This is a genomic window from Lactobacillus paragasseri, from assembly GCF_003584685.1.
Taxonomy (GTDB): Bacteria; Bacillota; Bacilli; order Lactobacillales; family Lactobacillaceae; genus Lactobacillus; species Lactobacillus paragasseri.
In genome coordinates, this window is record NZ_AP018549.1 from 433,523 (window position 1) to 447,159 (window position 13,637).

General features: G+C 36.1%; 10 protein-coding genes. All 10 read left to right on the forward strand.

Going from position 1 to position 13,637, the window contains the following annotated elements; genetic code table 11:
- Positions 1–17 precede the first annotated feature (17 nt).
- The 10 genes from LpgJCM5343_RS02040 (at position 18) to LpgJCM5343_RS02085 (ending at position 13,591) form a co-directional block, all read left to right on the forward strand.
- Positions 18–1,781, forward strand: coding sequence for an ABC transporter ATP-binding protein (locus LpgJCM5343_RS02040; protein WP_077959538.1), 1,764 nt, complete (start codon positions 18–20; stop codon positions 1,779–1,781).
- A gap of 143 nt (positions 1,782–1,924) precedes the next feature.
- A complete protein-coding gene (gene mutS, locus LpgJCM5343_RS02045; protein ID WP_077959537.1) occupies positions 1,925–4,498 on the forward strand; it encodes a DNA mismatch repair protein MutS in 2,574 nt (857 codons plus the stop codon).
- Positions 4,499–4,503: 5 nt separating this feature from the next.
- The gene (gene mutL, locus LpgJCM5343_RS02050) at positions 4,504–6,396 is read left to right on the forward strand and encodes a DNA mismatch repair endonuclease MutL (protein WP_101890987.1); all 1,893 of its coding nucleotides are present in this window, start codon (positions 4,504–4,506) and stop codon (positions 6,394–6,396) included.
- Between the two features lie 5 nt (positions 6,397–6,401).
- Positions 6,402–6,980 (forward strand): Holliday junction branch migration protein RuvA, encoded by a 579-nt coding sequence (gene ruvA, locus LpgJCM5343_RS02055; protein WP_003649357.1) that lies wholly within the window; start codon positions 6,402–6,404, stop codon positions 6,978–6,980.
- A 27-nt stretch (positions 6,981–7,007) separates the two neighbouring features.
- Complete coding sequence (gene ruvB, locus LpgJCM5343_RS02060) at positions 7,008–8,027, forward strand: Holliday junction branch migration DNA helicase RuvB (protein WP_003649356.1); 1,020 nt, start codon at positions 7,008–7,010, stop codon at positions 8,025–8,027.
- Positions 8,028–8,087: 60 nt separating this feature from the next.
- Complete coding sequence (gene yajC, locus LpgJCM5343_RS02065; RefSeq protein ID WP_003649355.1) at positions 8,088–8,540, forward strand: preprotein translocase subunit YajC; 453 nt, start codon at positions 8,088–8,090, stop codon at positions 8,538–8,540.
- Positions 8,541–8,646: 106 nt separating this feature from the next.
- Positions 8,647–10,095, forward strand: a complete 1,449-nt coding sequence (gene zwf / locus LpgJCM5343_RS02070) for a glucose-6-phosphate dehydrogenase (RefSeq protein WP_003649354.1) — start codon at positions 8,647–8,649, stop codon at positions 10,093–10,095.
- A complete protein-coding gene (gene dinB / locus LpgJCM5343_RS02075; protein WP_024273024.1) occupies positions 10,095–11,216 on the forward strand; it encodes a DNA polymerase IV in 1,122 nt (373 codons plus the stop codon). Before zwf ends, dinB begins: the two co-directional genes overlap by 1 nt.
- 40 nt (positions 11,217–11,256) lie before the next feature.
- Positions 11,257–12,222 (forward strand): DHH family phosphoesterase, encoded by a 966-nt coding sequence (locus LpgJCM5343_RS02080; RefSeq protein WP_101890988.1) that lies wholly within the window; start codon positions 11,257–11,259, stop codon positions 12,220–12,222.
- Complete coding sequence (locus LpgJCM5343_RS02085) at positions 12,206–13,591, forward strand: DEAD/DEAH box helicase (RefSeq protein WP_101890989.1); 1,386 nt, start codon at positions 12,206–12,208, stop codon at positions 13,589–13,591. The genes LpgJCM5343_RS02080 and LpgJCM5343_RS02085 overlap by 17 nt, the downstream gene beginning before the upstream one ends.
- The last annotated feature ends 46 nt before the right edge of the window (positions 13,592–13,637 follow it).

The window sequence follows — 13,637 nt, forward strand, 5'->3', positions numbered from 1 at the left end:
TTCATCGAGGAGGCAAAATGAAACATTTACATAAATTAAACCAATACTTCAAAGAATTAACTCGAACTTATCACCTGTTCTTTAAATCAGCTCCTTTAGTTGCCGCTTGTGTCTTATTACTTGCACCACTTCAAGCAGTAATTCCTTTACTTGCTGTGGCAGCAGGACAAAAGGTAATTGATCAAGTTACTAATCATTCACCTTTTATGGAAATGATCATTGTTTGGATTGTGGCAACGGCATTTCAACAATTTTTACCATCGCTTTCGACAATGGTTCAAGGAGTTCTAACTGATAAATTAACAGGCTTTATCAATATTAGCTTGATGAAAAAGTCGGCGGACTTACAATCGATCAGTATTTTTGATGACAGTAAGTATTTTGACGATTTACAAATGCTCAGAGATGATGCAAGCTGGCGTCCAGTTAATTTAATTGTTTTTGGTGTATCGGTTTTGCAATCATTTCTAACGCTAGCTTTCATGCTAATATATCTGGCGCGATACAATTGGTGGTTAGCCTTGCTTTTATTAGTAGTGATGGTGCCGCAGAGTATTTCTTACTATCGTATTCAGCAGCAGTCATTTGAGACAATGGTTGAAAGAAGCAAGAACGCAAGATACTTGCACTACTATAGTGGATTGTTGCTTGACCGCAGGGATGCTAAAGAAGTTAGACTTTTCAACATGTTTCCAAAGATCATTGAAAAGTACATAAACTTGTTTGAGCAAACGAAAAAAGATGTTAATCAAATTCGTAAAAGGCAACTTGCGACTAGTTCGCTATTTGTTGTATTGACTGTTGGAGTGTTTGGCTATGGCTTTTATTGGTTTACTAATTCAGTAAGAACAGGTGCATTAGAAGTTGGTGTCTTATTGATGTTTGTTTCAGTAATTGGCTATATTTCTACCAGTATGGCGCGAGTAGTAGAAGACAGCAGCTTGTTATACGATTCATTATTATGGATTGAAAAATACTTTAAGTTTCTTGAGTATCAAGATAATTTTGAAAACGGCAGCCAGAACTTTCCGGATGATTTTGATGATATTAATGTTAAGAATCTGTCTTTTACATATCCGTTTTCTGATACTGAAATTTTACACAATGTTAGTTTCTCAGTTAAAAGTGGAGAAAAAATTGCAGTTGTTGGAGAAAATGGGTCGGGAAAGTCTACTTTGGTAAAATTATTAATGCGTTTTTATGACCCGACTAATGGAAAAATTTCTGTTGATAATTATGATTTAAAAGACTTTAATATTTTTGACTTACATAAAAATTTATCAGCTACTTTTCAGGATTTTTCTCGCTTTAAATTAACGCTTCAAGAAAACGTGATTACTGGATATTCATTCAATAAAGATAGGGTAAATAATGTTCTTAAAGCATCTGGATTGGGTGATTTGTTAGCTAATGACCATCTTAATCTGAATACGATGCTGGCTAAAGATTTCAAAAATGGAACTGATTTGTCAGGTGGTCAATGGCAAAAAGTAGCTTTGGCACGAGACTTATATGCTGATGGTAAGATTGAATTTTTAGATGAACCAACGGCAGCTTTAGACGCTAAGAGCGAAGCAGAAATTTATCAACGTTTCTTGAAGGAAAATGATAAGAAGACAATTTTCTTTGTTACTCACCGCTTGTCAGCAGTTAGATTTGCTGATAAAGTGCTATTTTTAGATGGTGGAAAAATTAGCGGGTTTGACACGCATACTAATTTGTTGCAAACTAATCCAAAATATAAAGAAATGTATGACTTACAGAAAGATGCATATCTGTAAAGTTAAATTTTAAATAAGTAATAAAATTCTTCATGCAAGCAGGCATGGAGAATTTTTTTTGCCTTTTAACAGTTAAGATTTTTTATCAGTTTTTACGTTATAATAGAACATAGGTTTTTGGAAGAAAGGATATTTGGTAACGAATGGCAAAAAAAGATACGACACCAATGATGAAGCAATACTACGAGATTAAGGAACAATATCCCGATGCGTTTTTGTTTTATCGTGTGGGCGATTTCTACGAATTATTTGAAGATGATGCAGTTAAGGGTGCACAAATTCTAGAATTAACGTTAACTCATCGTTCAAATAAAACTAAAAATCCGATTCCAATGGCAGGAGTTCCTCACCTAGCTGTGGATACTTACGTCAATACTTTGGTGGAAAAAGGATATAAGGTTGCACTTTGTGAACAACTTGAAGATCCCAAGAAAGCTAAAGGAATGGTCAAACGCGGGATTATTCAATTAATTACGCCAGGAACCATGATGCAGGAGCGTCCTGACCAAGCAAAAGATAGTAACTACTTAACTTCAGTTATTTCAACAAATTCTGGCTTTGGCCTAGCTTACAGTGACTTATCCACTGGGGAAACTTTTTCCACACACTTAACTAATTTTGAAGGTGTCGCAAATGAATTATTATCCCTTCAAACAAGAGAAGTTGTGTATAACGGGCATTTAACAGAAGCAAACAAAGACTTTTTGAAGAAAGCTAATATTACTATTTCTGAACCAGTTAAAGTAGAAAGTGAACATGCAGAAATTTCTTATGTAGCCCAAAACTTAACTGACGATGCGGAAATTAAGGCCACTAAGCAACTAGTAGCTTACTTACTGTCAACGCAAAAGCGTAGTTTAGCCCACTTACAAGTTGCTCAAAGCTATGAGCCGACGCAATATTTGCAGATGTCTCATACTGTGCAAACAAACTTAGAATTAATCAAGTCAGCTAAGACTTCTAAGAAGATGGGCTCTTTATTCTGGCTCTTAGATAAGACAAGTACGGCAATGGGCGGTAGATTGTTAAAATCATGGATTGAGCGTCCGCTTTTATCAGTTACTGAAATTAACCGACGTCAAGAAATGGTTCAAGCACTTCTTGATGATTACTTCACCCGTGAAAAAGTTATTGACAGTTTAAAGGGTGTGTATGACCTAGAAAGACTGACTGGTCGAATTGCTTTTGGCTCAGTCAATGCACGTGAAATGCTACAATTAGCGCATTCTTTAGGTGCAATTCCTGATATTTTGAATTCCTTGCTTGAAACGAATAATCCACATCTGCAAAACTTTGCTAAGCAAATTGATCCTTTAAAGGGAATCCATGATTTGATTGTTAATACTATTGTGGATAATCCCCCACTTTTAACGACAGAGGGTGGTTTGATTAGAGAAGGAGTTTCAGACCAATTAGACCGCTACCGGGACGCGATGAATAATGGTAAAAAATGGCTATCTGAAATGGAAAGCCACGAACGTGAAGTGACTGGAATTAACAACTTAAAGGTTGGCTATAACAAGGTCTTTGGTTACTATATTGAAGTTACGAATTCAAATAAAGATAAGGTGCCCACTGATCGCTACACTAGAAAGCAAACATTAACTAATGCAGAGCGTTATATCACGCCTGAACTAAAGGAACATGAATCATTAATTCTAGAAGCAGAAGCTAAGTCAACTGGCTTAGAGTATGACTTGTTTGTAAAGCTAAGAGAAGATGTTAAAAAGTATATTCCAGCTTTACAAAAATTAGCTAAACAAGTTGCAAGTTTAGATGTTTTGACAGATTTTGCGACAGTTAGTGAACAAAATAATTATGTTCGCCCAGACTATACAGTTGATAAGCAAGAAATTAACGTAGTTAATGGTCGCCACCCAGTTGTTGAACAAGTTATGACTGCTGGTAGTTATATTCCAAATGACGTGAAGATGGATCAAGATACTGATATTTTCTTAATTACTGGACCAAATATGTCTGGTAAGTCTACTTATATGCGTCAAATGGCCTTGATTGCAATCATGGCGCAGATTGGTTGTTTTGTTCCAGCAGATAGCGCAACTCTACCAATTTTTGATCAAATCTTTACTCGAATCGGAGCAGCAGATGATTTGATTTCTGGTCAGAGTACTTTTATGGTAGAAATGAGCGAAGCTAATGATGCTTTGCAACATGCGACAAAACGTTCTTTAATTTTATTTGATGAAATTGGACGAGGCACTGCTACTTATGATGGGATGGCTTTGGCCGGAGCAATTGTGAAGTATCTTCATGATAAGGTCGGAGCAAAGACGCTCTTTGCGACTCACTACCACGAATTAACTGATTTAGACCAAACACTAAAACATTTAAAGAACATTCATGTTGGTGCGACCGAAGAAAATGGCAAGTTGATTTTCTTACATAAAATTTTGCCAGGACCAGCTGATCAATCTTATGGTATTCATGTTGCTCAATTGGCAGGCTTACCACGTAAAGTTTTAAGAGAAGCAACTACGATGCTGAAGAGATTAGAGCGGCAGGGAGCAGGAGAGTTACAGCCGGCTAGTGAGCAACTTGATCTCTTTACCGCTGAAGAAGCAAGTGAACCGGCAATTTCAGATGATGAAAAAGATGTCTTGGATGATATTCAAAATGTGTATCTTGCTGACAAAACTCCTTTGCAAGTCATGGAACTTGTATCTCAGTGGCAGCAAGAGTTGAAAGATAAGGACTAATAATCATGAGTAAGATTCATGAACTTTCACCTGAATTAACTAATCAAATTGCGGCTGGTGAAGTTATTGAACGACCAGCTAGTGTTGTTAAAGAATTATGTGAAAACTCCCTTGATGCTGGTAGTAGCCGGATTAGAATTGATTTTATTGATGCGGGCTTAAAGCAAATTACGGTTCAAGACAATGGAAGCGGAATTGCAAAAGATCAGCTTGACTTAGCTTTTACTCGTCATGCAACAAGTAAAATTGCAACTGAGCGAGATTTATTTAATATTTCTACTTTAGGATTTCGCGGAGAGGCCTTGGCTTCAATTGCCGCAGTTTCTCATGTTGAAGTAATAACTAGTAGCGATAATTTAGGCGGTGTTCGTGCAATTTTTGTAGGCAGCGAAAAGAAACTACAAGAAGATGCAGCTTCACCAAAGGGAACTAAGATTTCAGTTAGTGATTTATTTTTTAACACGCCAGCTCGGCTTAAGTATTTACGCTCTGAAAGAACGGAAATTCTAAAGATTGTCGATATTGTTAACCGACTTGCTTTAGGACATCCTGATGTTGCTTTTACTCTCACTAATAACGGTAAGATCTTACTAAAAACCAATGGACGTAATGATTTAAGACAAGATATTGCGAATATCTATGGCCGTCAGCTTGCGGAAAAGATGGAGGTTCTTAAGGGCACTAGTCCTGATTTTAAGATTACTGGCTTACTTTCTGATCCTAATACAACTCGTTCAAATCGAAACTTTATTTCTTTATTATTAAATGGCCGCTATATAAAAAATTATCGTCTGACTCAGGCAATTATAGCTGGTTATGGCAGTAAGTTAAGGCCGCGCCGTTATCCAATTGCTGTTGTCAACATTGAACTTGATCCACTTTTAGTTGATGTTAATGTCCATCCAACTAAACAAGAAGTGCGCTTGTCAAAGGAGCAGGAATTAGAGCGTTTATTAACTACAAGTATTTCAGAAGCCTTAGATCAGACCAGTCAGATCAATTCAGGTTTGAATAATCTATTAACTCCTAAAAAGTCGACAAATATTGACCAATTAAAATTTAACTTAAATAAAGATGTGGTTGATACTGTTCGTCCAGTGGAGTTTATTCCGCAAGTGGAAGCTGATAAAAGTGCTGAAGTTCATGAAACAGCAGCGAGTTTTGTCAGTTTAGATAAGGTTCGCAATGACGATAAATATGTGATTACTGCAAGCTGGGATGAAAATGTGGATAAACAGGTGCGGCTAAGTCCATTTGATGAAGAAAAAGATATTCAAGGAAAAGATGATAGTCTTATTTCTTCAGGGGATGAAATTTTAGCTAACAATTTACCCGAATTAATTTATTTAGGTCAGACTAAGTCATATTTAGTTGCGCGCCATAATGAAGACTTATACTTAATTGATCAAATAGCAGCTTATCGGCGTTTAGCCTATGATCAAATTTTTCATGATTTAAATAGTGAAAATATTTCTCAGCAGGGTTTACTTAGTCCTTTGATTTTAGATTTTAGTAATGTTGACTATTTGAAACTAAAAGAAAATCTTAATAATCTACAAGAATTAGGGATATTTTTAGAGGATTTTGGTCAAAATAGCCTGATCTTAAGAACTTATCCGATCTGGCTCCAACCTGATGTAGAAAAAAATGTGCGCATGATTTTAGATTTATATTTAAATCAAAATGAACAAGATTTTACCAAGCTTAAAGCACAAATTGCTGGCGAAATAACAATGCGCCAAAGTACTAGAAGAAGAAATTTAAATCCAGTTGAAGCACAAGAACTATTGAAAGACTTGAGAAATAGTAGTGATCCTTATCAAGATTTTGAAGGAAAAATCATTATTATTCAATTAAGTGAGAATGATCTCAATAAGATGTTTAAAAAAGATGAGTAGGTAAAATGTTTGAATATCTCAAAGGAATAGTAGCAAAAATTGATCCAGCTTATGTAGTATTAGATGTAAATGGCATTGGGTATAAGATTCTTTGTCCCACTCCTTATAGCTATCAAGAGAATCAGCCAGCAACTATTTATGTTGAACAAGTTGTTAGAGATACAGGAATTACCTTGTATGGCTTTTTATCTTTAGAAGACAAAGAATTATTTTTAAAATTATTAAGCGTTTCAGGAATTGGACCAAAATCGGCCGTAGCGATTATGGCAGCTGAGGATACGGATTCGTTAGCCAGTGCAATTCAAAATGGAGAGGTAAAATATTTAACTCGTTTTCCAGGAGTCGGAAAGAAGACTGCTTCTCAGATTGTCTTAGACTTAAAAGGAAAGTTAGGCGACTATGTGAAGAAATCAACAGTTGCTGCCGATCTTTCGCCGAGCCTGCAAGACGCTGTGCTTGCCTTGGTAGCACTTGGTTATACTCAAAAGGAAGTTGATCGAATTACTCCAAAATTAGCCAAGTTACCTGAAAATACTGCCGATGGCTATATTAAAGAAGCGTTGGCTTTACTACTTAAGAAGTAAAAGTAAAAATTAGTTAAGGATAAGGAAGTGAAAGATGTGAATGATGAAGAACGAATTATAGGCGCTGAAAGTAGCGAAGAAGATGAAACGATCGAATTGTCTTTGCGTCCGCAACTACTTGCTCAATATATTGGACAAGATAAAGTAAAGAGCGAGATGAAAATCTATATTAAAGCTGCTAAAAAGCGAGACGAAGCCTTAGACCATGTTTTGTTATACGGACCTCCTGGTTTAGGTAAAACTACTTTGGCATTTGTAATTGCTAATGAAATGGGTGTTCACTTAAAGAGTACCTCGGGCCCAGCAATTGAAAAAGCGGGAGATTTGGTGGCTCTGCTTTCAGAATTAAATCCAGGGGATGTCTTATTTATTGATGAGATTCACCGCTTAGCAAAGCCAGTCGAAGAAGTCTTATATTCAGCAATGGAAGATTTTTATATTGATATTGTGGTCGGAGAAGGGCAAACAACTCATGCAGTGCACGTGCCACTTCCTCCTTTTACTTTGATTGGAGCAACTACCAGGGCTGGTCAATTATCTGCGCCGCTAAGAGATCGGTTTGGAATTATTGAACACATGCAGTACTATTCTGTTGATGATCTAGAAAAAATTATTCAAAGATCAAGCGTAGTTTTTAACACTAAGATTGATCCAGAAGCAGCAATTGAATTAGCGCGACGTTCTCGTGGAACGCCACGTGTTGCTAACCGTTTACTTAAGCGGGTTCGCGATTTTGCGGAAGTAAAGGGAGAAGAAGCTATTTCTTTAGCAACTACTAAGCACTCACTTCATTTGCTAGAAGTTGATGATGAAGGATTAGATCAAACTGATAGAAAACTTTTAAGAATGATGATTGAAAATTATGGTGGTGGTCCTGTTGGAATTAAAACCATTGCAGCTAATGTTGGTGAAGACACGGATACAATTGAGGAAGTTTATGAACCATATTTACTTCAAAAAGGATTCATTACTCGAACTCCTAGGGGAAGAAGCGTTACGCAAAAAGCTTATTTACAATTAGGATATCCACCAAAAAAAGCAGAGTAAGTTTTTAGTTAGACTAAAAATACGGTATAATTATTATTTGAAAGTTAATTAATAAAAATAATGAGGTGTAATACTTTGAATACATTTTTCTTAGCACAAAGTGCTGCTGGTATGAATAACATGTTCATGATTATTGCAATGATTGCAATTTTTGTCTTCTTCTACTTTTCAATGATTAAGCCACAAAAGAAGCAACAACAAGAACGGATGAAGATGATGTCTGAACTTAAGAAGGGCGATCAAGTAATTATGGTTGATGGTCTTCACGGTAAAGTTGATTCAATCAATGACGCAGATAAGACTGTTGTGATTGATGCCGATGGAATCTTCTTAACATTTGAAAGAATGGCTATTCGTCGCGTTCTTCCAACTGCTGCCGCTCCAGCAAAAGATGTTGAAGCTAATGAAGCAAAAGAAGAAAAGGTTGAAACAGAAGAAAAGCCTACTGAAAGTAGTAAAACAGAAGAAACAACTTCTAATAAAGCTGATAATACTAATTCTGAAGATAAATAAAAAACGTCCGCAAGGACGTTTTTATTTTTTCATTGTCATAGATTAATATTGTAAAATATGAATTGGTAAAGTAAATTTTAATAAGTTTAATAGGTAGGTAGTTAGAATGGAAAATATTCCAGTTGTCATGATTATTTTTGGTGGCTCGGGTGATTTAGCTCATAGAAAGCTTTATCCAGCCTTATTTAACTTATATCAGAAGGGATTAATTCATGATCATTTTGCCGTAATTGGTACAGCTAGAAGACCATGGAGTCATGAATACTTACAAGAACAAGTTGTTGCAGCAATTAAAGAAAGCAACAATAGCTTTGATGAGAAAGATGCAAAAGAATTTGCTTCGCATTTTTATTACCAGTCACATGATGTAACTGATGTTGATCACTACATTGCTCTTAAAGAATTAGCTACAAAGCTTGATAAGAAATATCATGCAGAAGGCAACCGTATTTTCTACATGGCAATGGCACCAAGATTTTTTGGCACAATTGCAACTCATATTAATGATCAAAAGCTAGTTGGTAGTGGTTTTAACCGCTTGGTAATTGAAAAGCCGTTTGGTCATGACCTAGCTTCTGCTGAAAAATTAAATCAAGAAATTGGAGAAAGTTTTGCTGAAGATTCGGTATATCGAATTGACCACTATCTCGGTAAAGAGATGGTTCAAAATATTATGCCGCTTAGAATGACTAATCCAATTGTTAATAATATTTGGTGCAAGAAGTACATTGCTAATATGCAAGTCACTCTTGCTGAAAGCTTAGGCGTTGGTACTCGTGGTGGATATTATGAAACTTCTGGTGCTTTACGCGATATGGTTCAAAACCATATTTTTCAAATTATTACTCTCTTAGCAATGCCAGAACCTAAAGCCTTAGATTCAGATCATATTCATGAAGCAAAGCAAGAACTACTTGATAGCTTGGTTATTCCAACTCCAGAAATGGTAAAGAAGCATTTCTCACGTGGTCAATATTTAGCAAGCGACGATGAAGTAGAGTACTTAAAGGCTGACCAAGTTGCTCCTGATTCTAAAGTAGAGACATTTGTTGCTGGTGAAGTTAACTTCAAAAAGGGTCCTGTAGCTGGTGTTCCAATCTACTTTAGAACTGGTAAGAAGATGAAGGATAAAGTTTCTAGAATTGATATTGTGCTCCACCACATGAATAATTTGTACGGCAATGCACATTCAAATAATATTTCAATTATTATTGATCCAAGAAGCGAGATTTTCTTTACAATTAATGGAAAGAAGATTACTACTGAGGGCTTAAGAAGAGAAAATCTTAGCTATAAGTTTTCTAAAGAAGAAATGGATCAAGTTCCAGATGGCTATGAAAGATTACTTCATGATGTCTTTGTAGCTGATCGTACTAACTTTACGCACTGGTCTGAATTAAAGCAATACTGGAAGTTTGTTGATGCAGTTGAAGCTGCATGGCAAGATGAAAACAAAGATATTAAGCAACTTGAGCAATATCCAAGTGGTGAATTTGGTACTGAATCAAGTAACCATATTTTTGAAAAAGATACTGAGCATTGGATTTACCGTTAATGGACTTACTGCCTAAAAATAATATTAAGCGTAAAATTATTCATCTGGATATGGATGCTTTTTATGCCTCAGTAGAGATTCGAGATAATCCTGCTTTAAAAAATAAAGCTGTTTTAATTGGCGGCGATCCTAAAAAAAATAGGGGACACGGGGTTGTGGCAACTGCTAATTATTTGGCCCGTCAATATGGTGCGCATTCAGCCATGCCAACTGCTAAGGCAGTTAGGTTAATTCCAGCAGAAAAACTTGTAATTATTCAACCACATTTTGAAAAGTATCGAGCTGTTTCAGCTGAAATTCACCGTTTAATGCATGAGATGACTGATCGAGTAGAATCAGTTTCTTTAGATGAAGCATACTTAGATGTAACGGAGAATAAGCTTCACTTAGATGATCCTGTTCGAATTGCAACTATCCTTCAAGAGCAAATTTATCAAAAGGTTGGATTGACAAGTTCATTTGGCGTTTCTTACAACAAGTTTTTAGCTAAAATGGGGTCGGAATATGCTAAACCCTTTGGTAGAACTGTAATTAAGCCTGAAACTGCACTTGATTTTTTAGCAAAGCAAAAAATCGAAAAGTTTCCCGGCATTGGACCTAAAACGCAAGAAAGATTAGCAGAGATGGGAGTCTACACCGGAGCTGACCTAATAAAAATTCCAACAGATGTGTTGATCAAAAAATTTAATCGTATGGGCTATTTGATTGCCCAACATGCACATGGTATTGACTTGAGAGAGGTAGTTACTGATTCAGAAAGAAATCGAAAGTCGATTGGGATTGAGCGAACTTTTAATCAAAGTTTATTTGATGAAAATGAAGCTTTAACTAAACTGCGAGCTTATAGCGGTGAACTTGAAAATAAGTTAAAAAAACGACATTTTCTTGCAAATTGTGTTGTTTTAAAGATTCGCGATGTTAATTTTAAGACAATTACTAAGAGAAAGAAGCTAAAACAAGGCACTAATGATAAAATTGTTATTTACGACACTGGTCGTGTCTTGTTTGAAACAGAAAAAGGGATGCTCGCAACTGGAGTACGTCTGTTAGGACTTACTGTAACCGATTTTGAAGAACATCCAGTTGAGAACTTATCGTTAGATATTTTTGAAAACAAGTAATGATAAAATAAATTTAGTAAACAACAAGGAGAACAGATTAATGGCAACTTTTGATGAAATTTATGAAAAGATAAAAGAATACCCAACAATTATTTTGCACCGTCACACTAGTCCTGACCCAGATGCAATTGGCTCTCAAGCTGGTTTAGCAAGATCATTGAGATTAGCTTTTCCAGATAAAAAGATTCTTTGTGCTGGTGAAAATGATGAAGGTGACTTGATCTGGATTAATAAAATGGATGAAGTAACACCTGAAGATTATCAAGGAGCTTTAGTAATTACTACTGATACTGCAAATACTCCACGTATCTCTAATAAGAATTACGATAAGGGAGATCTTTTAATTAAGATTGACCACCACCCAGATGTAGATCCATATGCAGATATGAGCTATGTAGATCCAGACGCACCAGCTGCTTCAGAAATTGTCTTTGACTTTTTGAAAGCAGAGAACTTACCAGTTACTAAGGAAGTTGCGGCAGCTTTATATGCAGGTATTGTCGGCGATACAGGTAGATTTATGTATCCTGAAACTTCAGCGCACACTTTTGACGTTGCAGCCGAATTAACTAAGACAGGAATTAACATTACTGATATTGCTAGAGAAATTGCAGATGTTACTTTTGATGAAGCCAAGTTGCAAGCTTTAGCAATGGATAAGATGGAAATTAACCCAGTTGGAGCAGCTTACACAATTTTGATGCAAGACGATTTAAAGAAGATGGGATTAACTGACGATCAAGCAAATGTTGCTGTTTCAACTCCAGGTCGAATTAAGGACGTTTTAGCTTGGAATGTATTTGTTGAAAAACCAGACGGTACTTTCCGCGTTCATTATCGTTCAAAGGGTCCTGTAATTAATCATTTAGCTGAAAACCATGATGGTGGTGGCCATGCATTAGCATCTGGTGCCAATGCCAAGGATATGGATGAAGTAAAACAAGTCTTTGACGAAGTAGTAGAAGTAACAAAGAAGTACAATGAAGAACATGGCACAAACAAATAGTATATTTCAAAGTGAAAAGATTAGACCAGAATTACGAACTGGTCTAGAAAAAATTAACTTTAGTAAACCCACTAAGGTTCAAGCTGCAGTTATTCCGGCTCTTTTAAATAATAAAAACGTCGTAGTTCAAGCAGCTACTGGTTCAGGTAAGACTCATGCCTACCTGCTTCCACTTTTGAACATGATTGATGAAAATGCCCCAGTAACGCAAGCTGTAGTAACCGCGCCTAGTCGTGAATTAGCAAATCAATTGTATAAAGTAGCGCGTCAATTAAGGGATGCGAGTGGTCTAAATATTTCAATTGAATATTTAGGTGGTGGCAATGACCGGAATCGCCAAATTGAAAAAGCTGAAAATAGGGCTCCACAATTAATTATTGCTACTCCTGGTCGTTTACATGACTTTGCATCAAAGAAAGTTATTAATTTAGATAACGTCAAAGCCTTTATCATTGATGAAGCAGACATGACACTTGATATGGGCTTTTTAGGGCAAATGGATGAGATTATCTCTAAGTTAGATAAAAAAGTCATTTTAGGTGCTTTTTCAGCAACTATCCCAGTTAAGCTAGAAAATTTCTTAAGGAAGTATATGTCAAAACCAGACTTTATCGTTATTGATAATCCGGCAATTATTGCTCCAACAATTCAAAATGACTTAATTGATGTTGGTTCAAGAGATAAAAAAGAAATTTTATATAAGCTCTTAACAATGGGACAACCATATTTGGCCTTAGTTTTTGCTAATACTAAAAAGACTGTTGATGAATTAACTGATTATCTTGAAGAGCAAGGACTTAAGGTGGCTAAGATCCATGGCGGAATTACTGAACGTGAGCGCAAGCGTATAATTCGCCAAGTTAGAGAAGGTCAGTACCAGTATGTTGTAGCTAGCGATTTAGCTGCTAGAGGAATTGACGTACCTGGCGTTAGTTTAGTGGTTAACTATGAGATTCCTAAGGATCTTGAATTTGTTATTCACCGAATTGGTAGAACTGGTCGAAATGGCCTTAAAGGTCACGCAATTACCTTGATCTATGATGAGGAAATGCCACAAATTGAAGACTTAGAAAAATTAGGTATTCACTTTGACTTTAAAGAAATTAAAAATGGTGAATTAGTTGAAAGAACACACTACCATCGTCGTGACAATCGTCAAGCTCGCAGTCACAAGCTTGATAATCGCATGATTGGAATGGTTAAGAAGACTAAGAAAAAAGTAAAGCCCGGTTATAAGAAGAAAATTAAGCAAGCCATTCAAAAAGACCGCCAGCAAAAGCGTAAAATCGAAGAGCGTCATCAAATTAGAAAAGCTAAACGTAGACGTAAGCGTGAGCGCGAACAAGCACGCGAAAATTTTGACAACTAGAAAATTTGTAGTAAAATAAATCACGTTTAGGACATATTACTGAAGT

Bases quoted from the DNA above. Each gene is read 5' to 3' on its own strand.
- dinB (WP_024273024.1), top strand. From the start codon at position 10,095: ATGGACTTACTGCCTAAAAATAATATTAAGCGTAAAATTATTCATCTG.
- mutS (WP_077959537.1), top strand. From the start codon at position 1,925: ATGGCAAAAAAAGATACGACACCAATGATGAAGCAATACTACGAGATT.
- mutL (WP_101890987.1), top strand. From the start codon at position 4,504: ATGAGTAAGATTCATGAACTTTCACCTGAATTAACTAATCAAATTGCG.
- yajC (WP_003649355.1), top strand. From the start codon at position 8,088: ATGAGGTGTAATACTTTGAATACATTTTTCTTAGCACAAAGTGCTGCT.
- LpgJCM5343_RS02040 (WP_077959538.1), top strand. From the start codon at position 18: ATGAAACATTTACATAAATTAAACCAATACTTCAAAGAATTAACTCGA.
- ruvA (WP_003649357.1), top strand. From the start codon at position 6,402: ATGTTTGAATATCTCAAAGGAATAGTAGCAAAAATTGATCCAGCTTAT.
- zwf (WP_003649354.1), top strand. From the start codon at position 8,647: ATGGAAAATATTCCAGTTGTCATGATTATTTTTGGTGGCTCGGGTGAT.
- LpgJCM5343_RS02080 (WP_101890988.1), top strand. From the start codon at position 11,257: ATGGCAACTTTTGATGAAATTTATGAAAAGATAAAAGAATACCCAACA.
- LpgJCM5343_RS02085 (WP_101890989.1), top strand. From the start codon at position 12,206: ATGGCACAAACAAATAGTATATTTCAAAGTGAAAAGATTAGACCAGAA.